Genomic DNA, 24,681 nt, shown 5'->3' with positions numbered 1-24,681 from the left:
GCGCTCGTGCTTTGTGGCGCGAAAATGGAACGCGCGCAATCCAGCCGGGTTCCCGAAGCGCTGATGACAGTTAAGTAACAATTGATACGATCGGTAGTTTACGGGATCTCGTGTCACGGAATCTCATAGACCACGATCTTGTCGGCGATGCCGCGCAAGGCGGCGTGCTTCTGGATCGGCGTGATTTCGGCCTTCCGCAGGATGGCTTCCACGGCTAGTGCCGATATCACCGGGCTGGTGACGTGGATCGCCTGCGACGTTGATAGGCCCTGCACCCTGGCAGCGATATTGACGGTCTGGCCAAAGTAATCCTGCCGCTCGTTCAGCATCACAGCAAGGCAGGGCCCCTCATGGATGCCGATTTTGACCACGAGGTCTTTGGTGCCGCGCTCCTCGTTCAATCGCTCCATCGCGGCGCGCATGCGCAGACCCGCGGCCAGCGCCTGTTCGGGCCGCGTAAAGGTCGCCATGACGGCATCCCCGATGGTCTTCACGACGGCGCCGGCTTCCGACGCAATGATTTCCAGCAGTGCGTGGAAATGCGCGCGTACCAGATCGAAGGCCGCGAGATCGCCGACGCGCTCGTACAAGGCGGTCGAGCCCTTGAGGTCGGTGAACAGGAAAGTCAGCGAGGTGATCTTCAGTCGCTGATCGATATTGAGGTTGTCGGCCTTGTAGACATCGCGAAAGGTCTGGTTGGTGAGTATCCGCTTGGCCGTGAGGAACGGCTTGCGCTTGCCGATCAGGTGATGGAGGCCCTCGGCCGCGACAAATACCGACGGCAGCACGCGCACCTCGGTCTGGTTTTCGAGAGACAACCGCAGCGGTCCGGGTTGCAGTGTGATGGTGCCCGTCGGTGTATGCTGCCGGTTGTAGATCAGCGACAGATGCTGACGTTCCTTGGTCGGTTCACCCTGCACATCAATGAACTGCGCGGCATGGGTTACCGGCTCGAACACGATGACGAACTCCGACGGCAGGTGCAGCGACATCACCGCTTTTTCATGCGCCGGCAATTCCATTGCGTCGAGCGTCACTTCATCGGTGAGTGACGCGAACGATTCCTGGTTGAGATCGACGCCGGAGCTCCAGAACACCTGCTTGAAATATTCCCAGAGCGGCAGCGTATTGGGGTCGTGTGCAGCGATGCGCCGGACCCGCGGCGCGACCGTGAACGCCACTTCGACCTGCTCGTCAACTGACGCTTCATAGCCGCAGGCGCAGAGTCCGCAATGGTAGTCGTCATGGCGCAGCGATTTCAGCGTGCTGTGGGCGTCGAGGACGCCGCTGCAGCCCGGGCACAGCACATTCCAGGTCAAGTCGAACAGGCCGAGGCGGGAGGCATGCAGGAAGCCGGAAATGACGCGCTCTTCGTTCAGGCCGTGGCGTGCCGCAAAATCCAGCACGTTGATACGATTGAGTTCGTGGTCCGCGCCGTCGCGGATCAGTTGTGCAATGGCATCCGCTACGGCCGGATCGGTCGCCTGGTTCAATGTCGCGAATAGTGCCTGAACATCACTCATGGCATCAGTTTAGGCCAAATAGTCGCTACGTCCAAGACAGGGCTTTGCCGCAGCGCTTCAACTTGTCGTTCCGCCTAACGTGCCATGAGCGCGCGCGGGGGCGGGGAAGACGTGAGGAGAGGGCGTGCTGAAATAACGTCAGCGCCGCTCAATCCAGAACTGTGGCGAGCGATCCGGTTGCGTTGTCACCACGCCGATCGGCATGACGGGTGCTTTATCCGGCAGCTCGACGCGGAACGCACCGATGATTTTCGCCAGTGCCAATGTGGCCTCGACAAGCGCGAAATGCGCGCCGATGCAGACCCGGGCACCGACGCCGAAAGGCAGATAGGCAAAACGGTCCGGCGACGTCGCGCCGGGCATGAAACGGGACGGCATGAAGGCGTTGGGCTCGTGCCACAATTTCTCGTGCCGATGCAGCAGCCAGGGCGCGATCAGGATCACGTCCTTGCTGGCGACGGACTGGCCAGCCAGACGGTCAGGGCCCGCGGCGGCGCGTGCGATCAGGAAGGCGGGCGGATAGAGCCGCATGGTCTCATCGATCACTGCGCGGGTGAATTTCAGATGTTCGATATCGAACGTGCCACTCGCACTGGCGGCGCGGGCTTCGGCCGCGACCTGCTCCTGAGTCGCCGGATCGAGCGTCAGCATATAGAGCGCCCAGAACAGCGCCGTTGCCGTGGTCTCATGGCCGGCGAGGATCATCGTCGCCACCTGATCGCCGAGCTGCCCATCGGTGAAGGATGCGCCGGTTTCCGGATCGCGCGCGGCCACCATCAGGTCGAACAGATCGCGCGGCTCGTCGTCGTTCTTGCCGGCGGCGCGACGTGCGGTCATCAGCTCGCCGACGAATGCCGTCCAGCGTCTGCGGAAGAAGGCGCGCGAGATATCCTGCGGCGTCGGCCAACCCAGCGGCAGCAGCAGATCGAGGAAATGCGGCCGTGCCAGGTTCATGCCGTATTCCATCACGAAGTCGCGCAGCTTCGCGCCATGCTCGGCCATGCCGAACGAGAACATGGTGCGGCCGGCGATCTCCAGCGTCATCCGCTGCATGATCTCGCGCAGATTGACCGGCTTGCCCTCGGCGCGCTGTAAATCGGCGAGCGTATCGTCGACCGCCGAGATCATGTGCGGCACCAACGTGTTCACCGCGCGCGGCGTGAAAGCCGGCGCCAGGGTGCGGCGCTGGTGCTTCCAGGTGCGGCCTTCGGCGAGCAGCAGGCCCTCGCCGAGCATCGGCCGCAGTACGCGGAATGCAGCGGGCGTGCGGGTATAGTTCTCGTAATTGTCCACCAGCACATGGCGGATCGCATCGGGATCGTTGAGGATAAAGCTCGCATGGCCGAAGAAGCGGCCCTTGATGATGTCATCCTCATAGGCGCGCTGACCCCAGGTCTCGATGGCGCTGCGGCGCATTGCCGACATACGCCCCAGTGCACCCATGTTCTCGGGCGCACGTGGCGGGCTCGGCGGCACCAAGGGCTGCCGCGGAGCGCGAAAGTCATAGACTTCGGCAATGCTCACGATGGACCTCGCAACCTGGAATGCGGCGCTGAGTGTAGCCTCACTATAGCAGTTGCAAATCCGGGCGCCATGAAGGCGAGAGGCAGTCTCGCCGGCTACTCGGTGAATTCCGCCACCGTGATCCGGTTTTCCGACGCCGGCCAGGCGCGCGCCACGATCCGCTCCTGATTGAACAGCGCTGCCACCGGCCGTCCGATATCCGTGGCCGGAAGGCGGATAGTCGAGAGCGAATCCGTGGGCACGCCGGCTTTCACGTCGGCCGGTTCCTTGCCGTCGAGCAGCACGACATCGCGCGGTAATCCGAAATAGCCGCGGACGCGCGACATCGAGATCACAGCGCCGACGGTGGCATCGGCGGGACCCAGTGCGCGGCCGGCGCGAAGATGCACGACGTCGGAGGAGCGGGGGAATGGCGAGCGATAGGAATGCGTGATCGGCGCTCCGGCCGATGTCAGGGCGATCTCGACAGGCCAGGCCGGATCGACCTGAACGGGACCCCAGCGGCCATCGGCGGATGTGCGGGCCGAATGGAGCGCTGCCCCGATCCGCTCGCCCGTGTCCGGCGCCACGCGGTACACCTCGACCAGGGCATCCGCGACCGGCCGGTTGGTGGGCACGCCGCCGGGCGTGCCGGTGACGAGACCGCTGATTTTCACGTCAGCTTCCGGCGCGATATCGATCCGGACGGGTTCGTGGCCCGCGATGAATTTGTAGATCTCGCGGAAGGCGCGAGGATGAAAGCCTGTCTCGCGATGATCGATGGCGCCGAGGATCAGATTGGTGGCGCCGCGCAGCGCCGGACCATCGGAGGTGATGCCGGTGGCCACGCCCGGCTTGCCGAGCAGACGGCCATCGGGCTGCGCATATTTGTCGATGCCATCGCTGCGGAGGGTCAGGAAGGCGGTGCCTTCGGTCACCTCAGGGCCCTCGCCGGGATTGAGGCTCTTGAGGAACGGGCTGCGGCCATTGAATTCGCTGCCTGGGCTGTCGGTTCCGTCGAACACGCCGTGATTGGGGGTGCCGCACAGGACGGCATGGCTGACATCGGCGCTGCCGCCGTTCTTGATGTAATTGCGCACCGCATAGCCGCCGCGCGAGTTGGCCACCAGCGCCACTTTCGCAGCACCGGTGCGCTTCTTCAGCTCGGCAATGGCTTCGCCGAGTCCGCGGCGCTGATCCTCGGTGGAGGAGCGGCCCTGCTGCGCCACAGCATCGTCACTGCGCGCCAGCGGATCGGTGAAATTGAGTGCCATCAGCCGGTTGCGCGGGATGCCGTTGGATTCCATCCGCCAGATCTGCGTCATCCAGAGCGCCGCGTGGTCGCCATTGCCGTGGACGAACAGGATCGGGGGAATGTCGGAACCCGCAGTCGTGCCAGTGCCTGTCTGTGCAGCCGCCTCGAAACGGAACGCATGGGCGGCCAGCGGCAGCATCGCTGCGCCTGTGAGAATGGTTCGTCGCGACAGCACCATGGCTGGTCTCCCTCTATCTCCGCACGTCCGGCGCTTGCCGCTGTGCAGGCACTGGACAGACAACGCGTTTCGCAGGCATCACCTTGATCTGCCCGCGGGGAATCAGGCCCCGCATGGCCCTGCAGTCGCTATCTGCAGCAGACGACGGGACGATGATGGCCGAAGCAGCGAAACCAGTGGTTCTTCCCTCCGACGGCATCGCCGCCCCGCTGCGGTTTGCGGTGTTCCGGCGGATCTGGCTGGCCAGCCTGTTGTCGAATCTCGGCCTGATGATCCAGAGCGTGGGCGCCGCCTGGGCGATGACGCAGATGACCGCGTCGGCTGACAAGGTGGCGTTGGTACAGACCGCCTTGATGCTGCCGATCATGCTGATCTCGATGCCGGCGGGCGCCGTGGCCGACATGTATGACCGCCGTGTCGTGTCGCTGGCTTCGCTGGTGCTGTCGCTGGTCGGCGCCTGCGTACTGACGATGCTGGACTGGACCGGTCACATCACCCCGAACATCCTGCTCGCCTTCTGCTTCATCATCGGCAGCGGCATGGCGCTGTTCGGACCGGCCTGGCAATCCTCGGTGGGCGAGCAGGTGCCGCCGGAGGTACTGCCATCCGCCGTGGCGCTGAACGGCATCAGTTACAATATCGCGCGCAGTTTCGGCCCGGCGATCGGCGGCATCGTGGTCGCCACCGCCGGTGCCGTCGCAGCCTTCGCGGCCAATGCGGTGCTGTACATCCCGTTGTTGGTGGTGCTGTTCCTGTGGCGTCGCAAGGTCGATGTTTCCAGGCTGCCGCGTGAGCGGCTGAGCCGGGCCATCGTGTCCGGCGTGCGCTACATCGCTAATTCGCCGTCGATCAAGATCGTGCTGACGCGCACGCTGATCACTGGCATCTGCGGTGGTTCGGTCTCGGCGCTGATGCCGCTGGTTGCGCGCGACCTGCTGCATGGCGGCGCGCAGACCTACGGAATCATGCTCGGCGCCTTCGGCATGGGTGCGGTGATCGGCGCAATGAATATTGGGCATGTCCGCAAGCATCTGAGCGGCGAAAGTTCGATCCGGGCCTGTGCGCTGATCATGGGCGTCGCGATTGCCGTCGTCGCGGTCAGCAGCGAGCCGGTCATCACTGCGGCGGCGCTGGTGGTGGCCGGCTCGGTCTGGATGCTGGCGGTCGCGCTGTTCAATATCGGCGTACAGCTCTCGGCGCCGCGCTGGGTCGCAGGACGTTCGCTCGCCGCCTTTCAAGCTGCGATTGCCGGCGGCATCGCGATTGGCAGCTGGGGTTGGGGGCATCTCACGGACGTGGTCGGCGTCGAAGCGGCATTGCTGGTGTCGGGCGGAGCGATGTTTCTCTCGCCGCTGTTTGGCCTGTTCCTACGGATGCCGCCGACCGGCGCGCGCGACGAGGATGCGGAGCGTCTTGAAGATCCCGAAGTGCAGCTGCAATTGACCGCGCGCAGTGGTCCGCTGGTGGTGGAGATCGAATATCGCGTGGATCAGGAAAGCGCGCGGGCGTTCCACGGCGTGATGCAGGACGTGCAGCTCTCGCGCCAGCGCAACGGCGCCTATGGGTGGTCCATCGCGCGCGATATCGCCGATCCCGAACTATGGACCGAGCGCTATCACTGCCCGACCTGGCTCGACTTCCTGCGCCAGCGCAATCGCGCCACGCAATCCGAGCGCGCTTTGTATCAGCGCGCGGCGGATTATCATCTGGGGCCGGATCCGGTCCGTGTGCGGCGCATGCTGGAGCGGCCGTTCGGTTCGGTGCGCTGGAAGGACGATACGCCCGATCGCGCGGCGACCGAGGTGCTGCCCGTCGCAACGCCGGCCGGCAGCAGCGGCTGAAGGTTGCCCGGCAATCCCTGTCGTCCCGGCGAATGCCGGGACCCATAACCACGGTCAGTGTGGTTGAAACAGAAAGGCCGTGATCACGGCGTTTCAGCTATCTTGCTGGCGCGTATGCGTCCCGGCGTTCGCCGGGACGACATGGGGATAGCACGTCGCCCGGATTGATGCTGCAAACCGGGCTGTGTCTTACTGATTATTCTCGGCGAGAACCTTCGCGCAGGCCTTGCTGAGCTTCGAACGATTTTCCTTGAGGCAGCTGAGCACGACCATGTCGCCATCATTCATCTTGGCACGGCAGAAGCGCGAGACGTCGCGTGAGCAGGCCGACTGATTGGCTGATGTGTTGCCGCCCTGCGCGAAAGCGGACGTTGCGATCAGCAGGAACGGGATGATCAAAAGTCGGGTCATGAAATGGGCCTCCCTAAAAATTGGCTATCTGATTCTATGGCGCGCAACGAAGTACGCGGGAATGGCGCAATGATGGCGAGCGTCCGGCGCCAAGTTTACGGATTGCGCGTTACGTCATTCAGGCGAAGCGTCGCTGCTTAACTGCGTGATCCCGAAATCACGAGATCGTCGCGATGGATCATTTCGGCGCGGCCGCTGATCCCAAGAATAATCATCACGTCCGGAGATGAGCGGCCTTTGATCTTCTCAGCATTGTCTGCGTCATAGGCCACGAGGCCGCGGCCAATTTCGTGCGTGTCCGGTCCACGCACGATAACGGCGTCGCCGCGTGCGAAGTCACCTTCCACCTTGATGACGCCGGCAGGCAGCAGACTCTTGCCGGCACGGAGTGCGGCGACCGCACCTGCATCAATGGTCAGCGTGCCTTTCGGTTCCAGCGATCCCGCAATCCAGCGTTTGCGCGCAGTGACGGGATTTGCAGGAGTCAGGAACCAGGTACACAGGCCGCCATCGGCGATCTTCTGCAGTGGATGCTCGACCTTGCCGGACGCGATGATCATATGCGTGCCCGCGGTGGTCGCGATCTTGGCAGCTTCGATCTTGGTGTACATGCCGCCGCGCGACAATTCGCTCTCGGCAGCGCCCGCCATGCCTTCGATCTCGGCAGTGACGCTGTCGACGATGGGAATCAGCTTCGCATCGGGATTGGCGCCGGGTGGTGCAGTGTAGAGCCCGTCGATGTCCGACAGCAGCACCAGCAGATCGGCGGATGCCATGGTCGCGACGCGCGCCGCGAGGCGATCATTGTCGCCATAGCGGATCTCGTTGGTCGCCACCGTGTCGTTCTCGTTGATGACCGGCACCGCGCGCCATTCCAGCAGTTTGCCGATGGTCGAGCGCGCATTGAGGTAACGACGCCGTTCTTCCGTGTCCTGCAGCGTCACGAGAATCTGCCCGGCGCCGATGCCGTGATGCCCCAGCACTTCCGACCAGATGCGTGCGAGCGCGATCTGTCCGACGGCAGCGGCGGCCTGGCTCTCTTCGAGTTTCAGCGGACCGCGCGGCAATTTGAGACGACTGCGGCCGAGCGCGATCGAGCCGGATGAGACCACGAGGACGTCGCGACCATCGGCATGCAGCTTGGCGATATCGGCGGCAAGCGCCGCGAGCCACTTGGCCCTGACTTCGCCGGCCGTGGAATCGATCAGCAGCGACGAGCCGACCTTGACGACGATACGGCGAAAGTTCTTCAGCTCGGGGCGCGACATGATGTGGGCTTCTGAATCGGAAGTTGATAGTGGGCTAGCAACGCGACGGTGGCAGTGGGCTCCCTCGCCCCGCTCTTGCGGGGAGAGGGGTGGGGTGAGGGGCTCTTCGATCCGTGAATGCAGGAGATGAGGTGAGTGTGGAGATCCGCCCCTCACCCGCCGCGAAGACCTCTCCCCGCGCAGAGCGGGGAGAGGTTAAGTCCCAGCGCGGGGTTTGATACCTCATGCATCAAAAAGCTCTAGCTCGTCGCCGGCGCCCATGGCGCAGACTGTGCTGCGCTCTTGGCTTTGTCCGACACCGGCGCCTCGCCGATCACCGCGACCAGCGCACGCAATGCGTCTGGCACGCCTTCGCCCGTTGCGCCCGAGATCAGCAGCGGCGTCTGTTTCGCAGCGCGCTTCAGGCGGTCCTTCTGCTTCTTCAACTCGTCCGGATCGACCGCATCGATCTTGTTGAGCGCGACGATCTCGATCTTGTTGGCGAGATCGCCTTCATAGGCGTCGAGTTCTCCGCGAACGGTCTTGTAGGCCTTGCCGGCGTGTTCGCAGGTCGCATCGATCAGATGCAGCAGCACACGACAGCGCTCGACATGGCCCAGGAACCTGTCGCCGAGGCCGGCACCTTCATGCGCGCCTTCGATCAGGCCGGGAATATCCGCCAGCACGAATTCGCGCGCATCGACATCGACGACGCCAAGCTGCGGATGCAGCGTGGTGAACGGATAGTCGGCGATCTTCGGCCGCGCAGCGCTGACCTTGGAGAGGAATGTGGATTTGCCGGCATTGGGCAGTCCGACGAGACCGGCGTCTGCGATCAGTTTCAGCCGCAGCCAGATCCAGCGCTCTTCGCCGGGCTGGCCGGGATTGGCATTGCGCGGGGCGCGATTGGTCGATGACTTGAAATGCGCGTTGCCGAAGCCGCCATTGCCGCCTTCGGCCAGCACATAGGTCTCGCCGAGCTTGGTGAAGTCGTGGATCAGCGTCTCGCGATCTTCGTCGATGATCTGCGTGCCGACCGGAACTTTCAGCGTGATCGGCTTGCCATTGGCGCCATGGCGGTCCTTGCCCATGCCATTGACGCCGCGCGGCGCCTTGAAGTGCTGCTGATAGCGATAGTCGATCAGCGTGTTGAGGCCATCGACCACTTCGATGATCACATCGCCGCCGCGGCCGCCATTGCCGCCGGAGGGACCGCCGAACTCGATATACTTCTCGCGGCGAAAGGCCACGCAGCCGTTTCCGCCGTCGCCGGAGCGAATGTAAACCTTGGCTTCATCGAGGAATTTCATAGCGTATCCGTATCGCAGGGGGGTGGTCGCGGCAACCACTTCGTCGCCGGAGCATCGTGAAAAGCCCTTATTTGGGGGCCTTGCTGCGCATCAGGTGACGTCCTAAACGACTCATCTTGCCGTTAACCAAGCGTGCGCATTCCGCGACTTTCCTACAGGCTCATATAGGCATGTTTGCGACCATTTCGACCGCAGCCGACAATCGTGCCGCCCGGCTGGCCGGTATCGGCCTGATGCTCCTGGGCATCAGCATGTTCTCCTGCGGCGATGCGATCGGCAAATTCCTGGTCGGCACCTATTCGGTCGGGCAGTTGATGCTGCTGCGCGCCTGCGCGGCGCTGGCGCTGCTGGCGCCGTCGATCTGGCGGCATCGTGCGGACTTCCTGCAACTCGACCGACCGGGTCTGCAGCTCATTCGTGTGGTGCTGTCGACGTTGGAAGTCGCAGCGTTCTTCTGGGCGGCGGCCTATCTGCCGCTGGCGGATGTCATCACCTATTATCTCGCCTGTCCGATCTTCGTCACCGCGGGCTCCGCGATCTTTCTGCGCGAATCCGTCGGCTGGCGGCGCTGGAGCGCGATCTTTGTCGGCTTTTGCGGCGTGCTGATCGCGCTGCAGCCCTCGGCGCAAACGGTGACGTGGCCAGCGCTGATCGCGCTCGGCGGCAGCCTGTCCTTCGCCGCGCTGATGCTGATCACCCGCTCGCTGCGTTCCGCACCGGATGTTGTGCTGGCGACGACGCAGTTCATCGGCACTTTCACTTTCGGCGCGGTATTCACGGCGTTCGGCTGGGTAACGCCAGATCTGCGCGATCTCGGCCTGTTCTTTCTGGCAGGCATCGTCTCGGTCTGTGCGCTGCTCTGCGTCAATCGCTCGCTGAAGCTGGCGCCGGCCAGCACCGTGGTGCCGTATCAGTATTCGATGATCATCTGGGCGGTGATCTTCGGCTATCTCGTCTTCGGTGAGTTGCCGTCATGGGCGACGCTGATCGGCGCTGCGGTCATCATCGCGGCTGGGCTCTATATCTTCCTGCGCGAGCAGCAGCTCGGAAAGATCGCTGACGAAGTACCGCCGGCGGTGTGATGCTTTCTTCCCCTCTCCCCAGCGCAGCGAAGCTGCGCGCCGTGGGAGAGGGTGCCTGAGCGTAGCGAAGGCGGGAGAGGGAAAGACCTATCGTCTCGTCGACGTTCCCCAGTTCTTCAGCGACGACCACACGCCGCGGGTGAGGCGGAAGCAATCCACCGGCGTCGATGAGCCGATGGCCTCGAAGCGGTGCAGTTGCACGCCGCTCCACTGGAAGCCGCACTTCTCCAGGATGTTGCGCGACGACGGATTGGCAACGCGCGCACCCGAGATCAGGTGCTCGATGTCGAATTCGTCGAATGCGTAATCGATCGCGGCGCGCGCAGCTTCAGTCGCGAAACCCTGGCCCCAGTGATCGACGCCGAGCCAGTAGCCGAGCTCCGGCGATTCGACTTCGCGCCAGTCGATCCCGACCATGCCGATAGGGCGACGATCGAGTTCGATCAGGAACACGCTGTCGCTTGCCGTTCCGCTCAATGAATTGACGAAATCGACCGCGTGATCCTGCTGATACGGGAAGGGCAGACGACGCGTCATCTCGGCGATGCGGCGATCATTGGCGAGAAGCGCGATGGCTTTTACGTCCGCGAGTGTCGGCTTGCGCAAGGCCAGCCGTTCGGTCTCGAGGACGCAGCCTCTGGTTTCTCTCAACGTCGGGGTCGGAATATCCTGCAACATCTCGGGCTCCTGTGTGCGCCCCGAAGCGACGCACCAAACGAAAAGGGGAGGCCGGTTTCCCGCCTCCCCTGGAGCCCAATTCTGGCGCTCCGCCGGTTCAACAGGACCCGGCGGACTCCAATGTGTCCACCGTTTATTCGGCCGCGGCTTCGGTAATCGGGAGTACCGATACGAAGGTGCGGCCGTTCGATTTGGCGCGAAACTCTACGTGGCCTTCGACCTTGGCGAACAGGGTATGGTCTGTGCCCATGCCGACATTAAGGCCGGGGTGCCAGGTGGTGCCGCGCTGACGCGCAATGATGTTACCGGGAATCACGCGTTCGCCGCCGAACGCCTTCACGCCGAGGCGCTTGCCAGCCGAATCGCGGCCGTTGCGCGATGAACCGCCTGCTTTTTTATGAGCCATAGCCCGTCTCCGATCTCGATAAGTTCTAGATCAATTCCTTGAAGGAATTGTCTCACAGATTCTCAACTTTTCGCAGCGGCTTATTCCGCGGCGGGCTTTTTCTTCGCAGCCGGCTTCTTGGCTGCAGCAGGCTTGGCGGCGGCTGCCTTCGGAGCAGCGGCCTTCTTCGCCGGCGCCTTCTTGGCAGGAGCTTCGTCGCCATCAACCGGAGCGGCCACGACCGGCTTCTCACGCTTCGGGCGAGGTCCGATCGTCGGCGCCTTGCCGTCGGCCAGGATCTCGGTGATGCGGATCATCGTGAGCTCGTCACGGTAGCCACGCTTGCGCTTCGAATTCTTGCGGCGGCGCTTCTTGAAAGAGATGACCTTGGGGCCGCGCTTGTGATCGAGCACTTCGGCCGCAACCGACGCACCAGCCACCAAAGGCAGGCCGAGCACAGGCGTATCACCGCCCAGCACGAGAACTTCACCAAGCTGCACGATCGTTCCGACATCGCCGGCGATCTTGCCAATCTCGAGCACATCATCCGGAACGACGCGGTATTGCCGGCCGCCGGTTTTGATGACTGCGAACATCGTTATATTCCTTCGTGTTCGATCCCATCCTCGGATCAGATCCGGGACGGCTTCTTGTTCAGTCGATAAGGGTTCACCGCGGACTTCCCGAAGGAGACTGCGAAGTTTTTGGTTGGCTCGTAGACGTTGCTGCGGGCCGTGCAAAAACAATCGGCGCGAGGAAAAACCTGCGCCGAAGGGTGCTTTATAGAGCGCGACGGCGATGAGTCAAGGAAAACGGCCGGAAAACCGGCCAAAACAGGGTCTTGGGCCGCTTGGCGGCTACCGGTATTTGCGCCCGCTTTAACGGACGCGCTGTCCCCTCGGACGTCAGGCCCGGCCATGACGGTGTTTTACGTTTTCTGCCAGTACCTTAGTGGCGCATCATCCTCACGACGCCAAGCTGCGCATTTCCTTGATCAGGTCGGACTTGCCCTCGAAGCCGATGCCCGGGAGTTCCGGCATCACGATATGGCCGTTCTCGACCTTCACGCCGTCAGGGAACCCGCCATAGGGCTGGAACAGGTCAGGGTAGGACTCGTTGCCGCCAAGACCGAGGCCGGCCGCGATGTTCAGCGACATCTGGTGACCGCCATGCGGGATGCAGCGGCGCCATGACCAGCCGTAGCTCTTCAGCATGTCGAGCGTGCGGAGATACTCGACGAGGCCGTAAGACAGCGCGCAGTCGAATTGCAGCCAGTCGCGGTCCGAGCGCATGCCGCCGTAACGGATCAGGTTGCGCGCGTCCTGCATCGAGAACAGGTTCTCGCCGGTGGCCATCGGGCCGGGATAATGCTCGGCGAGCTTTGCCTGCAGCTCGTAATCGAGCGGATCGCCGGCTTCCTCATACCAGAACAGGTCGTATTCGCGCAGCGCCTTGGCATAGGCGACGGCCGTGTCGAGATCGAAGCGGCCGTTGGCGTCGACAGCAAGCTTGGCCCCTGCCGGAAGCAGTTTCAGCACATGTTCGATACGCTTGCAGTCGTCGGCCAGCGGCGCGCCGCCGATCTTCATCTTCACGACATTGTAGCCGCGATCGAGATAGCCCTTCATTTCCGAGGCAAGGCCTTCGAGACCCTTGCCGGGATAGTAGTAACCGCCAGCGGCATAGACGAATACCCGGGGATCGGCCGTGGTGCCGTAGCGTTCGGCGAGCAGGCGAAACAGCGGCTTGCCCGCGATCTTGGCGACCGCATCCCAGACCGCCATGTCGATGGTCCCGATGGCGACCGAGCGCTCGCCGTGACCGCCGGGCTTCTCATTGGTGAACATCGTCGCCCACACCTTGTGCGGGTCGATGTTGTCGCCGGTGGCGTCGATCAGGCTGTCGGGCTTGGCTTCCAAAATGCGCGGCGCGAAGCGCTCGCGGATCAGGCCGCCCTGGCCGTAGCGGCCGTTCGAATTGAAGCCGTAGCCGATTACGGGTTTCCTGTCGCGGATCACGTCGGTAACCACGGCGACCAGGCTCAAGGTCATTTTGCTGAAGTCGATGAAGGCGTTAGCGATGGGGGAGGCGATCGGAGCGGTGCGCTCCCGGATGTCGACGATGCGCATGGATCCTGTGACTTTCCTGAGGCGGTCTTCAGATGCTCGAGGCCGACTTGCAGCCAGCTCGAGATGGCATACGCCAAAATAAGCCATCTCTGAAATGGTCAATATTCATCTTTTAGGTTCCAATATAAGATGGCTAAAGCCATCCGGAGATTCTATGCGCAGCTTTGATCCCGTGTCGCTCCGCCTGTTCATCGCCGTCTGCGAGGAGCGCAATATCGCCAATGCTGCCAAGCGCGAGGCCATCGTGCCTTCGGCGGTCAGCAAGCGCATCAGCCAGATGGAAGACGAAGCAGGCGTGCAGTTGCTCGAACGCGGTCGTCGCGGCGTCACGGTGACGGCTGCCGGTGAAGCGCTATGTCGCTACGCACGGGAGTCGCTGCAGTTGCTCGACCGGATGCAGGCCGAACTCGGCGCCTTTGCCGATGGCGTGCAGGGCCACGTACGGGTGTTTGCCTCGAAGTCAGCGGTGGCCCAGGTACTGCCGGAAGACATCAGCCTGTTCGCCAAGCGCTATCGCGACGTGCGCGTCAGTCTGGAAGAGCGCGAGATCTGGGAAGTCGTGCGCGGTGTCGAGGAAGGGCGCGCCGATATCGGCGTGTGCTGGGATGCCGTCGACCTGCGCGGCCTCAAGACGTTTCCCTATCACCGCGATCAGCTCGCGGTGGTGGTGCACCCCGATCATCCGCTTGCGAAACGCACGTCAGTATCGTTCGAGGACACGATCGACTTCGAGCATGTCGACATCGTCGCGCGGAGTATCATGCAGACCATGCAGCGCAGTGTCGCGGCGGCGGCTGGCAAGCAGATGCGCTATCGCATTCAGGTCTCCACCGTGGACGCCGCCTATCGCATCGTCGCGGCGCAACTGGCTGTCGCGATCATCCCGCAGGAAAAAGCGTCCACCATCCAGCAGACACTGGGGCTGAAAGTCATTCCGCTCAGCAATGACTGGGCGAAGCGGCAATTCGTCGTCGCCGTGCGCGACAAGGGCTTGAGTCGACCGGCGCAATTGCTGCTGGAAAGCCTGAAGGAGAGCATGAAACAGCCAAGGCCCTGACGCCGTATTTACCACTCAGCGTAACGCAGTTGCTCCGGCGATGAAACCAATGGGTTCCCCGGGCATTATCATGCGGTTCTAGTCTGGCAGGGGCAATATGGCTGAAGAAACAATGACGACCGTCGGCATCGGCAATCACGGTGCCAAGCGGCTGCCATCCGTTGACGTGGACACGTTCAACATCGAGTTGAAGGACGATGACGGCTTTCTCGGCGACCGGGCCAGCAAGGGCGCATTTCAAAAAATTCTGGACGATCTGCGCAAGCCGCTGAAGAAAAACGGCGAGGATCCGCTCGGCGAGAAAGTCGCCAACGAGATCAGCAAATCCAGCCTTGATGAGATTTTGCTCGGCGACGATGTGCCGGCAGCAGCGCTGGTGCATGGCGCGATCGAGGAGTTCGCCCAGGAATTGGCTTACGTCGTCCGGCGCTTCTTCAAGACCAAATCCTGGGCCGATACCGAATGTATCGTGGTTGGCGGCGGCTTCCGGCAAAGTCGCGTCGGCGAGCTCGCGATTGCGCGTGCCGATATCATCCTCAAGGCGGAAGGCTTGAAGGTAGATCTGGTGCCGATCCGTTTTCATCCCGATGAAGCCGGTTTGATCGGCTGCCTGCATCTGGCGCCGTCGTGGATTTTCGAAGGTTACGACAGCATTCTCGCGGTCGACATCGGCGGCACCAACATCCGTTGCGGCGTGGTTGAAACCGCATGGAAGAAATCGAAGGATCTCTCTAGGGCCGCGGTGTGGAAATCCGATCTCTGGAAACATGCCAATGACGAGCCGACGCGCGAAGGCGCCGTCAAGCGCCTGGTGAAGATGCTGAAGGACTTGACCAGCGCCGCCGACAAGGAAGGCTTCAAGCTGGCGCCGTTCATCGGCATCTCGTGCCCGGGGGTGATCAACGAAGACGGCACCATCGCGAAGGGAGCGCAGAATCTTCCGGGTAATTGGGAAAGCAGCAAGTTCAACCTGCCGGCCTTGCTCGCCGAAGGCATTCCCACAATCGGGGATCACGATACTGCGGTGCTCATGCACAATGACGGCGTTGTCCAAGGCCTCAGTGAAGTCCCTTTCATGCAGGACTTCGAACGATGGGGCGTGCTGACGATCGGAACGGGGCTGGGCAATGCCCGCTTCACCAACCGCAAGAAAGAGAAGGACGACAAGAAAGCGAAGAAGGACAAGGATTGAGTTGGACAATTGCCGCGCCCGCCACAGCGATCCGGCGTCATGACTTTCAGTTCTTCAGTTTCCGGCGCTTGCCGGCCTTCGCGGCGGCGGAATGATGCGCACCATCGCGCGACGCTTTCGGATCGAGCCAGTCGGTGGTGCCCGACTTCTGGTCGCGGTGTAATTGCGCGGAGTGCTCGCATCATGGATGTGCTCGCGCCATGCCGGTTTGTCCCGGGCACTTTCATCGTCATCTTTTGCATCGGTGCTGCGGGTGGCTGAGTGCGCGGAGGCCAGGTGGTCCCGGTGCCGCCTCGGCCAATGGCCGAGGCGGACATCTGTCAGCGAATCATCCTGGCGCCTCCGCGGCTCATTATGCGGCAGACACGACCATCGCGTCCGTTGCAGCTGCGAATCTGTAACGAAAAGGGGAGCCTTCTGGTCGACGCGCCCGCTCAAGCCAGCTTTTGCGGCTCTGCGGGCGATTGGGTGCGGATTTTCCGCTCTGCCCGTCTTGTCTGGCCCGCCATCCTCGCCTAGAACTCCGCGCAACCACCCACGGGCGACCGCGGGTCTTGGCGCCTTGGAGAGGTGGCAGAGTGGTTGATTGTACCGCACTCGAAATGCGGCATGGGTGCAAGCCCATCGGGGGTTCGAATCCCCCCCTCTCCGCCAGCCAGATGAAAATCGCAACCAAATCAATAGACCATTGAAAGCAATAGGCTTTTTGCACCCGATTGGTACACTCGGGTGGTACACATGGCTCTATCTATGTCTCGTCCTTGGAAGCATCCCGACAGCAGCGACTATTGGTTCCGGCGAGGCGTGCCGGACGATCTCCGCGAGTTTGTCGGCAAACGCGAAGGGCGGCTTAGCCTCGGTACCCGAGATCCAGTCGAGGCAAAGCGACTCCACGCCTTGAAACTTGTCGAGATTTGAAGAGCGTTGTCGAACCTCCGGCAAAGCCGGCGCCCGCTCGCCTCCATCAGGCCCGCGGGCCCGCCGCCGCCGATGATCCAGTCATAGTGCTCGGCCATGGTGATACCGAACCAGATCAGCAAAAATTATGGAGCGGCGCACACCGCGCCTCGCGATGCCGTCATTGAGCGTCAAGCTTACGAAACATCACGAGCGCATCAACATATTCGCCAGTCGGAAGCCGAAAAGCCTCAGGCAGCCGCCCGACGATCTCAAAACCAAGCGTAGTCCAGAGTTTCACCGCACGTGTATTGCTGCTCACGACGCAGTTGAATTGCATGGCGCGAAATCCAGCATTTCTGGCATATTCGAGTGAGTGCAGGCACATGTATCGAGCTACGCCGCTGCCCTGTGCTCGCGCCAACGTCATGTAACCGCAATTTGCCACATGGCTGCCGCCGCCGTCATGGTTGGCGCGCACATAATAAGATCCCACGATCTGACCTTGGCGCACGGCAACGAAGGTTCGTTTATCCGGACCGTGCCAGTAGGACAAAGCATCGTCCTTCGTCATCAGGGGGTCCAGGGCGTAGGTAGTGCCTGCACGGATGGTCGGCTCGATGACCGACCAGATGTCTGTCCGGTCTGCCGGCTCAGCCGGGCGAATGATCAGGTCGTCGGAGTGCATGACCATAAAAAGTGCCGCCTAAGCCAGACTGAATATACGCCGACCTTCGCCGGCATCTTGTCCGTGGGACTGCCCGATTATTCTGCGCCGTTCCTCGGACGGGTTGGTATTGAATGCGGCCTTGAACGCCTTGCTGAGATGCGAGCCGTCGACGAAGCCGGTTTCGGCGGCGATTGCGGCCAGCGATAGGTCGGTCTTCAACATCCACCGTGCATGTTTCAGGCGCAGCCGCAGATATGTCGCCTGCGGCGCCTGTCCGGTTTCCTCTTTGAAAAGGCGCTCCAGTTGCCGCGTGCTCAGATTGACCTTGCCGGCCAGTCGCGCGACAGACAGCGGCGCTGACAGGTTCTGCTCCATCATTAACAGCGCGCGCGAGATCCGTCCGTCGGTCTCGGAAAATTCGGTCGGCGGCGCCGATTGAGCCGACGACCCGGGTTTCATGCGATCGATCAGCATGATGTGGAGCGCCTTCTGCGCACTCGACAGGCCCATGCGTTGTTCCACGATATGGGCGGCGAGGTAGGCAACGCCCATGCCGCCCGAACAGGTGATGCGGTTACCGTCGATGACGAAGAGCTGGTCGGCCACCGGCAGCGTCTCGCCGAATTCCTCCAGGAAATCGCGATAGTGGTACCAGCTGATGCAACACTTTTTCTGGTTGAGAAGGCCGAGACGCCACAGCACAAAACTGCCGGTGCAGACGCCGATCAGATCGACCTTGGTGTTCGCAGCCTCCAGCAGATAGCGCTTGATCTTGTCATCGATCTGCGGGCCCTGATGCAGCAGGCCGCCCACGACGACGACATAATCGAGCTCGCGCGGATCGAGGAACCGGGAATTCGGATACATCAGCAGACCGCAACTCGCACGGATCGGCTCGTCGGTGTCGGCCATGATGTGCCACTGGCAGCGGATAGGCCGACTGTTGTCGCCCTCGTCGGCGGCGAGACGCAGCACGTCTACGAAGCTGGCCAACGCAGTCAGCGTGAAATTCTTGGTCAGAATGAAGCCAACGCGCAGCGGACGGACCTTTGGTTGCATCACCCCTGCCTTCGCATTCACCATATGGTCGAATGGCAATCCGGGTGATCGCCGCGAGACGATGCTCCAAAACGGACCCATGTCGCATCATTACATACCTCCAACGCGCAGCGGCAGGCATTTACGACGGGCTGATCCTAAAAATACATTGCCGCGCGCGCAAGAGCGGCGAAGCGCCTCGCCTGGCGCGCGACGTTCGGGGCGTCTGCTGGGAACCCGGAAGCCCCTGGTTGTTGCGGCCAGATCAGGTTGGCCGGTGCGGCGCAGGAGGGTCAGCTGGCGGACGGCGGCTCTTCTGGCGTCGCGAACTGCGCTTCGCGGCCGATCGCAGCAAGAAATGCGTCGAGCGCGCCGACCGACAGCGATGTCGTGCGGCTGTTGATGACGGGGTGGCAATTGATGCGCTCCGCCGACCGCAAGCGCGCATCGATGATGGGGGTGACCGCTTGGTTGGCATCGTTATAGAGCGCCAGAATCGAGACCGATCCCGGTTCGATCCCGAGCAATTCCTTCAGGGCCTCCGCGCTTCCAAATGACAGCCCGCCCTTGGCGCCGATCGTCTTTGCCAGCGACTTCAGCTGAACGGTCGCGGCTTCGTCGGTGACGAACAGGAAGAACCGCTTCTTGCCGTCGCGGAGGAACAGGTTCTTGGTGTGAATGCCGGGAATGTCGCCGCGCAGTGCACGCGACTCTTCCACCGTATGCACGGGCGGGTGTTCGAACGTCTCCACCACGATCGACTTGTCTTTGAGGTACTGAAGAATCTCGTCGCTGCGTTCGATGCTCATTCTGCGTGTCCTTGATCGTCTCGGTGGCGGGACTGCGTGCGCCCGGGGCAGGCGGTCCTGTCTACATGGCAGCGATCCGTGTCGCATGGATACGTCGCGAATTCGAGACCCCGGCGAGCGAAGCCGGACGGCTTGTCGCAAATCTACGTGTTTCGTGTCGGGGCTTTGCAAACCTGCGGCGTCCCGATGTCGCTCTGATCCAACATGATTGGCGGGCTGATGCTGGCCGCGAAGCGGCAGCGAGTTGTAGGCTCCGTCCAATCACAACGTGGACAGCCATGCAGAAATTTTCAGCGCTTTCATTACTACGGGCAGGGCTGACCGGTCATGTCGGCTGGCAGCGACAGTGGCGTTCGCCTGAACCGAAGCCGGGCTATGACGTCATCATCGTCGGTGGTGGTGGCCACGGGCTTGCAACGGCCTACTATCTGGCCAGCCGCTACGGCGTCAAAAACGTTGCCGTTCTCGAAAAGGGCTGGATCGGCGGCGGCAATACCGGCCGTAACACCACGATCATTCGCTCGAACTATCTGTTCGACGAAAGCGCCGGGATCTACGAGCACGCGCTCAAACTGTGGGAAGGGCTGTCGCAGGAACTGAACTACAACGTCATGTATTCACCACGCGGCGTCTTGATGCTGGCGCACAACATTCACGATGTGCAGAGCTTCAAGCGACACGTTCATGCCAACCGTCTCAACGGCATCGACAATGAATGGCTGTCGCCGGAGGAATGCAAAGAATTCTGTCCGCCGCTGAACGTCGGTGGGTCCATGCGCTATCCGATCCTCGGCGGCGCGCTGCAGCGCCGCGGCGGCACGGCGCGCCACGACGCTGTGGCCTGGGGCTATGCCCGCGCTGCTGACGCGCTCGGCGTGGATATTATCGAGAATTGCGAAGTCACCGGCATCCGCCGCGCGCCGACTGGCGAGGTGGTCGGCGTCGATACGACGCGCGGCAGCATCAATGCAAAGCGCATCGGCGTCGTCGCGGCCGGCAATACCAGCACGGTGATGAACATGGCCGGCGTGCGTCTGCCGCTGGAAAGCTTCCCGCTGCAGGCGCTGGTCAGCGAGCCGGTCAAGCCGATCTTCCCCTGCGTGGTGATGTCGAACACGATCCACGCCTATATATCGCAGTCGGACAAAGGCGAGATGGTGATCGGCGCGGGAACGGACGTCTACACGTCCTATACGCAGCGTGGCGGCCTGCATATCGTCAATCATACGCTGGATGCGATCTGCGAACTGGTGCCGGCGTTCCGGCGCCTGCGCATGCTGCGCAACTGGGGCGGCCTCGTCGATGTCACGCCGGATCGCTCGCCGATCGTGGCGAAGACGCCGGTATCCGGGCTGTACGTCAATTGCGGCTGGGGCACCGGCGGCTTCAAGGCGACGCCGGGATCGGGCGAGGTGTTCGCCAGCACGATCGCCAAGGATGAGCCGAACAAGATCAATGCGCCGTTCACCATCGAGCGATTCCGCGATGGCGCCGTGATCGACGAAGCGGCTGCGGCCGCCGTGGCGCATTGATAGCGGGGAAAACGAGATGCTCTTGATCAATTGCCCCTATTGCGGGCCGCGCCCGGAGGCCGAATTCGCCAATGGCGGGCAGGCGCATATCGCCCGCCCGGCCGACCCGATGAGCCTCACTGACGACGAGTGGGCCGCCTATCTCTATATGCGCGACAACACCAAGGGGCTGCATCACGAGCGTTGGCGACACGCCAATGGCTGCGGCCGTTTCTTCAATGCCAGCCGTGACACGACCACGGACGTCATCAAGCGCACCTATCGCATGGGCGAGCGCCCCGAAGCCGAACATCAGGGTGCCAAGCCATGACGGATACGTATCGCGTGCGGCGCGGCGACGGCGCTGAAAGTCGCAACGCAGTTCATTTCACGTTCGAGGGAAAGTCGTATCAGGGTCTGGCCGGCGACACGCTGGCCTCCGCGTTGATCGCCAATGGCGTGCATCTGGTCGGCCGTTCGTTCAAGTATCACCGGCCGCGCGGCTTCGTCTCCGCCGGCTCGGAAGAGCCAAATGCGCTGGTCGGTGTCGGCGCGACCCAATCGCGCTATACGCCGAACCTGCTCGCGACCCAGGTCGAGATCTATGAAGGGCTGGTGGCCGAAAGCCAGAATCGGTGGCCGTCGCTCGAGACCGATGCCGGCTTCCTCAACGAATATTTCTCGGCCTTCCTGCCGGCGGGTTTCTACTACAAGACCTTCATGTGGCCGCGCATGGCCTGGAAGAAGCTGTATGAGCCGGTGATCCGGCGGATGGCGGGTCTCGGCAGAGCGCCAGCCGAGCCGGATGCCGATCGCTATACGCAGGTGTTTGCGCATTGCGACGTGCTGATCGTCGGCGCCGGACCTGCGGGTCTTGCCGCAGCGCTCGAAGCCAGCAACAGCGATGCCACCGTGATCCTGTGCGACGAGCAGGCAGAGATGGGCGGCTCGCTACTGTCTGATCGTTCGGCATCGATCGACGGCATGCAGGCCGCCGACTGGGCGCGCGCGGCGCTTGATGAATTGCGCAAGCGCCCCAACGTGAAGCTGATGTCGCGTACGACGGCGTTCGGCTGGTACCCGCACAATTTCGTCGGTCTCAACGAGCGCGTCACCGATCATCTGGCCAATCCCGCGGCGAACCAGCCGCGTGAGCGGCTCTGGCAGGTCAGGGCAAAGGAAGTCGTGCTGGCGGCTGGCGCGATCGAGCGGCCGCTCGTCTTCACCGACAATGACCGGCCGGGCATCATGCTGGCCGATGCTGCCCGGACCTATGTGAATCGGTACGGCGTGGTGCCGGGCAAGCAGGTGGTCGTGTTCACCGCCTGCGACAGCGCCTATCGCGCGGCGCTGGACCTCAAGGCAGCCGGTGCCAAGATCCAGGTGATCGTGGATCTGCGCAAGAGCGCGTCGGGCCATTGGGTCGACAAGGCACGCGCCGAAGGCATCAAGGTTCGCTCCGACAGCATCGTTCGCGGCACGTCGGGCCGGTTGCGGGTAAAGTCGGCGCAGATCTCCAACGCGCAGGGCGGCGATGCCGAGACGGTGGCTTGCGATCTTATCCTGATGTCAGCCGGGTTCACGCCGTCTGTGCATCTGTTCTCGCAGAGCCGCGGCAAGCTCAGCTATAGCGAAGAGCTGCGTGCCTATGTGCCTGGCGAGTCTGTCGAGCGTGAGCGGTCGGTCGGGGCGTGCAAGGGACTGTTCGCGCTCGACAGCGTCATCGAAAGCGGCGCCAAGGGTGGCCGGGACGCTGCGGCCAAGGCCGGCTTCCCCCCGCGCGGCGAGCGCAGCTATACGGTCTCCGCGCGGTCGGTGGGTGCCGATGCGTTCATCGGCTCCGTGATGGCCGATCATCAGGCGGAAAAGCGAGCCTGGGTCGATTTCCAGAATGACGTGACGGCCAAGGATGTCCGGCTCGCGACCCGCGAAGGGTTCCGGTCGATCGAGCACGTCAAGCGCTATACGACCACCGGCATGGCCACCGACCAGGGCAAGCTGTCCAACATGAACGCCCTCGGTGTGGTGTCGAAGCAGATCGATGTCGCGGTGCCGAAGGTCGGCCTGACCACGTTCCGGCCGCCGTATACGCCGACGACCTTTGGATCCTTTGCCGGCCAATCGCGTGGTGATCTGTTCGATCCCGTGCGCAAGACCAGCATCCATCCATGGGCCGAAGCCCAGGGCGCACAGTTCGAGGATGTCGGCGTCTGGAAGCGTGCCTGGTATTTCCCGCAGGTGGGCGAGGACATGCATGCCGCCGTCGCGCGCGAATGCAAGGCGACGCGCGAGTCGGTCGGCATCTTCGATGCCTCAACGCTCGGCAAGATCGAGATCGTCGGCAAGGACGCCGCCGAATTTATGAATCGCATGTACACCAATGCCTGGACCAAGCTGGAGCCCGGCCGGCTGCGCTATGGCGTGATGCTGCGCGAAGACGGCTTCATCATGGATGACGGCGTCGTCGGCCGCATGGCGACGGATCGTTTCCACGTCACCACGACCACCGGCGGCGCGGCCCGCGTGCTGTCCATGATGGAGGACTACCTCCAGACCGAATGGCCGGACCTCGAAGTGTGGCTCACCTCGACCACCGAGCAGTGGTCGGTCATTGCCTTGCAGGGACCGAATGCGCGCAGGGTGCTGGAGCCGCTGGTCGAGGGCATCGATCTGTCGGCCGATGCCATGCCGCATATGAGCGTCCGCCAAGGACGTATCTGCGGCGTGCCGACGCGGCTGTTCCGGGTGTCGTTCACTGGCGAACTGGGCTTCGAGGTCAACGTCCCCGCCGGTTATGGCCGGGCGGTCTGGGAAGCGATTTTCGCTGCGGGCAAGTCCTACGGGATCACGCCCTACGGCACCGAGACCATGCATGTGCTGCGCGCGGAGAAGGGCTATATCATTGTCGGTCAGGAAACCGACGGCACGGTGACGCCCGATGACGCCGGCCTCGGCTGGGCTGTCGGCAAGGCGAAGCGGGATTTCGTCGGCAAGCGCTCGCTGTCGCGGCCGGCGCTGGTCAGGGAAGACCGCAAGCAACTGGTCGGGTTGCTGACGACGGACCCCAAGGCGGTTCTCGAAGAGGGCGCCCAGATCGTGCTCGATCCGACCCATCCGATCCCGGTGCCGATGATCGGACATGTCACCTCCGCCTACTGGAGCGCGACGCTGAACCGCTCGATCGCGCTGGCACTCGTTCGCGGTGGTCGCTCGCGGATGGGGGAGGAGCTCTCGATCCCGATGCCGGACGGCGTGATCAAGGCGAAAGTCGTCGACTCGATATTGTTCGATCCGAAAGGGGAACGTTTGAATGCTTAGTCCCGCGATCATGCGTTCGAACGCGTTGTCCCCAATGCGGTCATCCGGCACCACTGCTGCGTCCGCCACAACGCTCTCGATTCTTCCCGATGCGGCGAAGCTGGTATTTCGCGGCAAGACCGAGGCGATCGAGGCGGCCGGGGCGCATTTCGGCGTCAAGCCGAGTCTTGAGGCCTGTCGTTTCGCGGCGGTTGGCGGCCGGTCGGTCTATTGGTTGGGGCCGGACGAGTGGCTCTTCCAGGCGGTGAACGAGGATCCGATCGAGGTATTTGGCGGGATGTCGGTAGCGCTGCAGGCACAGGCCTGCTCGCTCGTGGATGTCAGCCATCGTTCGGATGGCATCGCGGTTGCGGGTCCAACGGCGGCGCTGGTGCTGAACCATGGCTGCCCGCTGGATCTGTCCCTCAAGGCGTTCCCGGTCGGGATGTGCACGCGCACGGTGCTGGGCAAGGCATCACTTCTGCTGTCACGTTCTGAAGAGCACGTGTTCCACGTGGATGTATGGCGTTCGTTTGCGCCCTATGTCTGGCAGTTCCTCGACGAAGCGCGAAGCCTGTCCTAGCAGCCCGGCTGCGCCCTGGAGACCG

The 24,681-nt window shown here is 62.8% G+C and carries 22 protein-coding genes and 1 tRNA gene; 10 read left to right on the top strand and 13 right to left on the bottom strand.

The window, feature by feature from the left end; genetic code table 11:
* Window positions 1-113 precede the first annotated feature (113 nt).
* The 3 genes from A4A58_RS26515 to A4A58_RS26505 all read right to left on the bottom strand — a co-directional run bounded on the left by A4A58_RS26515 (window position 114) and on the right by A4A58_RS26505 (window position 4,519).
* Window positions 114-1,523 (bottom strand): adenylate/guanylate cyclase domain-containing protein, encoded by a 1,410-nt coding sequence (locus A4A58_RS26515; protein ID WP_068737835.1) that lies wholly within the window; start codon window positions 1,521-1,523, stop codon window positions 114-116.
* A 138-nt stretch (window positions 1,524-1,661) separates the two neighbouring features.
* A complete protein-coding gene (locus tag A4A58_RS26510; RefSeq protein ID WP_068737833.1) occupies window positions 1,662-3,047 on the bottom strand; it encodes a cytochrome P450 in 1,386 nt (461 codons plus the stop codon).
* Window positions 3,048-3,142: 95 nt separating this feature from the next.
* Window positions 3,143-4,519, bottom strand: coding sequence for a hydrolase (locus A4A58_RS26505; protein ID WP_068737831.1), 1,377 nt, complete (start codon window positions 4,517-4,519; stop codon window positions 3,143-3,145).
* A gap of 155 nt (window positions 4,520-4,674) precedes the next feature.
* Between A4A58_RS26505 and A4A58_RS26500 the strand changes: the two genes are divergently transcribed.
* Window positions 4,675-6,360 (top strand): MFS transporter, encoded by a 1,686-nt coding sequence (locus A4A58_RS26500; RefSeq protein WP_068738014.1) that lies wholly within the window; start codon window positions 4,675-4,677, stop codon window positions 6,358-6,360.
* A 189-nt stretch (window positions 6,361-6,549) separates the two neighbouring features.
* Here A4A58_RS26500 and A4A58_RS26495 read toward each other — a convergent pair whose 3' ends face one another.
* The 3 genes from A4A58_RS26495 to obgE all read right to left on the bottom strand — a co-directional run bounded on the left by A4A58_RS26495 (window position 6,550) and on the right by obgE (window position 9,328).
* Window positions 6,550-6,771, bottom strand: coding sequence for a cysteine rich repeat-containing protein (locus A4A58_RS26495; RefSeq protein ID WP_068737829.1), 222 nt, complete (start codon window positions 6,769-6,771; stop codon window positions 6,550-6,552).
* A gap of 137 nt (window positions 6,772-6,908) precedes the next feature.
* The gene (gene proB, locus A4A58_RS26490) at window positions 6,909-8,039 is read right to left on the bottom strand and encodes a glutamate 5-kinase (RefSeq protein WP_068737827.1); all 1,131 of its coding nucleotides are present in this window, start codon (window positions 8,037-8,039) and stop codon (window positions 6,909-6,911) included.
* A gap of 239 nt (window positions 8,040-8,278) precedes the next feature.
* Complete coding sequence (gene obgE, locus A4A58_RS26485) at window positions 8,279-9,328, bottom strand: GTPase ObgE (RefSeq protein WP_068737825.1); 1,050 nt, start codon at window positions 9,326-9,328, stop codon at window positions 8,279-8,281.
* Between the two features lie 164 nt (window positions 9,329-9,492).
* Between obgE and A4A58_RS26480 the strand changes: the two genes are divergently transcribed.
* Window positions 9,493-10,410 (top strand): DMT family transporter, encoded by a 918-nt coding sequence (locus A4A58_RS26480; protein ID WP_068738012.1) that lies wholly within the window; start codon window positions 9,493-9,495, stop codon window positions 10,408-10,410.
* 87 nt (window positions 10,411-10,497) lie between these two features.
* On the opposite strand, the gene A4A58_RS26475 is transcribed toward A4A58_RS26480, so the two are convergent.
* The 4 genes from A4A58_RS26475 to A4A58_RS26460 form a co-directional block, all read right to left on the bottom strand.
* Window positions 10,498-11,088, bottom strand: a complete 591-nt coding sequence (locus tag A4A58_RS26475) for a GNAT family N-acetyltransferase (RefSeq protein WP_068737823.1) — start codon at window positions 11,086-11,088, stop codon at window positions 10,498-10,500.
* Window positions 11,089-11,221: 133 nt separating this feature from the next.
* Window positions 11,222-11,494 carry a 50S ribosomal protein L27 gene (gene rpmA, locus A4A58_RS26470; RefSeq protein ID WP_068737821.1) on the bottom strand — a complete coding sequence of 91 codons (273 nt, stop codon included), beginning with the start codon at window positions 11,492-11,494 and terminating at the stop codon, window positions 11,222-11,224.
* A gap of 80 nt (window positions 11,495-11,574) precedes the next feature.
* On the bottom strand, window positions 11,575-12,069 hold the full coding sequence (gene rplU, locus A4A58_RS26465; RefSeq protein ID WP_068737819.1) for a 50S ribosomal protein L21: 495 nt from the start codon (window positions 12,067-12,069) through the stop codon (window positions 11,575-11,577).
* A gap of 369 nt (window positions 12,070-12,438) precedes the next feature.
* Window positions 12,439-13,602, bottom strand: coding sequence for a mandelate racemase/muconate lactonizing enzyme family protein (locus tag A4A58_RS26460; RefSeq protein WP_068737818.1), 1,164 nt, complete (start codon window positions 13,600-13,602; stop codon window positions 12,439-12,441).
* A gap of 154 nt (window positions 13,603-13,756) precedes the next feature.
* Between A4A58_RS26460 and A4A58_RS26455 the strand changes: the two genes are divergently transcribed.
* The 4 genes from A4A58_RS26455 to A4A58_RS31875 all read left to right on the top strand — a co-directional run bounded on the left by A4A58_RS26455 (window position 13,757) and on the right by A4A58_RS31875 (window position 16,769).
* Window positions 13,757-14,659, top strand: coding sequence for a LysR family transcriptional regulator (locus A4A58_RS26455; RefSeq protein ID WP_068737817.1), 903 nt, complete (start codon window positions 13,757-13,759; stop codon window positions 14,657-14,659).
* 97 nt (window positions 14,660-14,756) lie between these two features.
* Entirely contained in the window at window positions 14,757-15,851 is a 1,095-nt protein-coding gene (locus A4A58_RS26450) for an ROK family protein (protein ID WP_068737811.1), read from the top strand.
* Window positions 15,852-16,415: 564 nt separating this feature from the next.
* Window positions 16,416-16,505 (top strand) — tRNA-Ser (locus A4A58_RS26445).
* An 84-nt stretch (window positions 16,506-16,589) separates the two neighbouring features.
* Window positions 16,590-16,769 (top strand): DUF6538 domain-containing protein, encoded by a 180-nt coding sequence (locus tag A4A58_RS31875; RefSeq protein ID WP_433993657.1) that lies wholly within the window; start codon window positions 16,590-16,592, stop codon window positions 16,767-16,769.
* Window positions 16,770-16,929: 160 nt separating this feature from the next.
* Here the strand turns inward: A4A58_RS31875 and A4A58_RS26440 are convergent, their stop codons facing one another.
* From A4A58_RS26440 to A4A58_RS26430, 3 genes are all read right to left on the bottom strand, one after another.
* Window positions 16,930-17,421 (bottom strand): GNAT family N-acetyltransferase, encoded by a 492-nt coding sequence (locus tag A4A58_RS26440; protein ID WP_068738010.1) that lies wholly within the window; start codon window positions 17,419-17,421, stop codon window positions 16,930-16,932.
* Between the two features lie 33 nt (window positions 17,422-17,454).
* Window positions 17,455-18,477: a GlxA family transcriptional regulator gene (locus A4A58_RS26435; protein ID WP_081422091.1), complete on the bottom strand. Its 1,023-nt coding sequence runs from the start codon at window positions 18,475-18,477 to the stop codon at window positions 17,455-17,457.
* Between the two features lie 272 nt (window positions 18,478-18,749).
* Window positions 18,750-19,265, bottom strand: coding sequence for a prolyl-tRNA synthetase associated domain-containing protein (locus A4A58_RS26430; RefSeq protein WP_081422077.1), 516 nt, complete (start codon window positions 19,263-19,265; stop codon window positions 18,750-18,752).
* Between the two features lie 278 nt (window positions 19,266-19,543).
* Here A4A58_RS26430 and A4A58_RS26425 point away from each other — a divergent pair, with 278 nt between their 5' ends.
* Genes A4A58_RS26425 through A4A58_RS26410 form a run of 4 tightly spaced genes read left to right on the top strand, consistent with a single transcriptional unit; the run spans window position 19,544 to window position 24,656 of the window.
* A complete protein-coding gene (locus A4A58_RS26425; protein ID WP_068737810.1) occupies window positions 19,544-20,797 on the top strand; it encodes a sarcosine oxidase subunit beta family protein in 1,254 nt (417 codons plus the stop codon).
* Between the two features lie 16 nt (window positions 20,798-20,813).
* Window positions 20,814-21,107, top strand: coding sequence for a sarcosine oxidase subunit delta (locus tag A4A58_RS26420; RefSeq protein WP_068737808.1), 294 nt, complete (start codon window positions 20,814-20,816; stop codon window positions 21,105-21,107).
* Window positions 21,104-24,094, top strand: coding sequence for a sarcosine oxidase subunit alpha (locus A4A58_RS26415; protein WP_068737806.1), 2,991 nt, complete (start codon window positions 21,104-21,106; stop codon window positions 24,092-24,094). Before A4A58_RS26420 ends, A4A58_RS26415 begins: the two co-directional genes overlap by 4 nt.
* Window positions 24,087-24,656, top strand: a complete 570-nt coding sequence (locus tag A4A58_RS26410) for a sarcosine oxidase subunit gamma (protein WP_081422076.1) — start codon at window positions 24,087-24,089, stop codon at window positions 24,654-24,656. Before A4A58_RS26415 ends, A4A58_RS26410 begins: the two co-directional genes overlap by 8 nt.
* The last annotated feature ends 25 nt before the right edge of the window (window positions 24,657-24,681 follow it).

It is taken from the genome of Tardiphaga robiniae (assembly GCF_001618955.1).
Lineage (GTDB): Bacteria > Pseudomonadota > Alphaproteobacteria > Rhizobiales > Xanthobacteraceae > Tardiphaga > Tardiphaga robiniae_A.
The sequence above is the reverse complement of the archived record's forward strand: the minus strand, read 5'-3'. Positions and strand labels throughout refer to the sequence as shown.

Coding starts and splice junctions, on each gene's coding strand:
- A4A58_RS26455 (WP_068737817.1), top strand. CDS start 13,757: ATGCGCAGCTTTGATCCCGTGTCGCTCCGCCTGTTCATCGCCGTCTGC.
- A4A58_RS26420 (WP_068737808.1), top strand. CDS start 20,814: ATGCTCTTGATCAATTGCCCCTATTGCGGGCCGCGCCCGGAGGCCGAA.
- proB (WP_068737827.1), bottom strand. CDS start 8,039: ATGTCGCGCCCCGAGCTGAAGAACTTTCGCCGTATCGTCGTCAAGGTC.
- A4A58_RS26435 (WP_081422091.1), bottom strand. CDS start 18,477: ATGCAACCAAAGGTCCGTCCGCTGCGCGTTGGCTTCATTCTGACCAAG.
- A4A58_RS31875 (WP_433993657.1), top strand. CDS start 16,590: ATGGCTCTATCTATGTCTCGTCCTTGGAAGCATCCCGACAGCAGCGAC.
- A4A58_RS26430 (WP_081422077.1), bottom strand. CDS start 19,265: ATGAGCATCGAACGCAGCGACGAGATTCTTCAGTACCTCAAAGACAAG.
- A4A58_RS26500 (WP_068738014.1), top strand. CDS start 4,675: ATGGCCGAAGCAGCGAAACCAGTGGTTCTTCCCTCCGACGGCATCGCC.
- A4A58_RS26505 (WP_068737831.1), bottom strand. CDS start 4,519: ATGGTGCTGTCGCGACGAACCATTCTCACAGGCGCAGCGATGCTGCCG.
- rplU (WP_068737819.1), bottom strand. CDS start 12,069: ATGTTCGCAGTCATCAAAACCGGCGGCCGGCAATACCGCGTCGTTCCG.
- A4A58_RS26410 (WP_081422076.1), top strand. CDS start 24,087: ATGCTTAGTCCCGCGATCATGCGTTCGAACGCGTTGTCCCCAATGCGG.
- A4A58_RS26515 (WP_068737835.1), bottom strand. CDS start 1,523: ATGAGTGATGTTCAGGCACTATTCGCGACATTGAACCAGGCGACCGAT.
- A4A58_RS26475 (WP_068737823.1), bottom strand. CDS start 11,088: ATGTTGCAGGATATTCCGACCCCGACGTTGAGAGAAACCAGAGGCTGC.
- A4A58_RS26460 (WP_068737818.1), bottom strand. CDS start 13,602: ATGCGCATCGTCGACATCCGGGAGCGCACCGCTCCGATCGCCTCCCCC.
- A4A58_RS26415 (WP_068737806.1), top strand. CDS start 21,104: ATGACGGATACGTATCGCGTGCGGCGCGGCGACGGCGCTGAAAGTCGC.
- obgE (WP_068737825.1), bottom strand. CDS start 9,328: ATGAAATTCCTCGATGAAGCCAAGGTTTACATTCGCTCCGGCGACGGC.
- A4A58_RS26495 (WP_068737829.1), bottom strand. CDS start 6,771: ATGACCCGACTTTTGATCATCCCGTTCCTGCTGATCGCAACGTCCGCT.
- A4A58_RS26450 (WP_068737811.1), top strand. CDS start 14,757: ATGGCTGAAGAAACAATGACGACCGTCGGCATCGGCAATCACGGTGCC.
- A4A58_RS26425 (WP_068737810.1), top strand. CDS start 19,544: ATGCAGAAATTTTCAGCGCTTTCATTACTACGGGCAGGGCTGACCGGT.
- rpmA (WP_068737821.1), bottom strand. CDS start 11,494: ATGGCTCATAAAAAAGCAGGCGGTTCATCGCGCAACGGCCGCGATTCG.